The 369-nt window shown below is 45.8% G+C and carries 1 protein-coding gene; it reads right to left on the bottom strand.

The genetic code is table 11. From position 1 onward, the window contains the following. On the bottom strand, positions 1–369 hold a 369-nt coding region (locus tag KFE26_RS24450), incomplete at both ends, for an EF-Tu/IF-2/RF-3 family GTPase (RefSeq protein ID WP_249195905.1).

Raw genomic sequence — 369 nt, 5'->3', positions numbered from 1 at the left:
GCATTACCATCTCTACGCCTTCTGGCAGTTCGATAGTACCGGTTACGTCAGTTGTACGGAAGTAGAACTGTGGACGGTAGCCTTTGAAGAATGGAGTGTGACGTCCGCCTTCTTCTTTTGACAGAACATAAACTTCTGATTCAAAAGTGGTGTGTGGGTTGATTGAACCTGGTTTAGCCAATACTTGACCACGTTCTACGTCATCACGCTTAGTACCACGTAATAACACACCACAGTTCTCACCTGCACGACCTTCGTCAAGCAGTTTACGGAACATTTCTACACCAGTACACGTTGTTTTAGTCGTTGTGCGAACACCAACGATTTCAACTTCGTCACCCACTTTAACAATACCACGCTCAACACGAC

The sequence above is a fragment of the Shewanella sp. M16 genome, assembly GCF_018224605.1.
Classification (GTDB): domain Bacteria; phylum Pseudomonadota; class Gammaproteobacteria; order Enterobacterales; family Shewanellaceae; genus Shewanella; species Shewanella oncorhynchi.
This window is presented reverse-complemented; position numbering and strand designations above follow the sequence as displayed.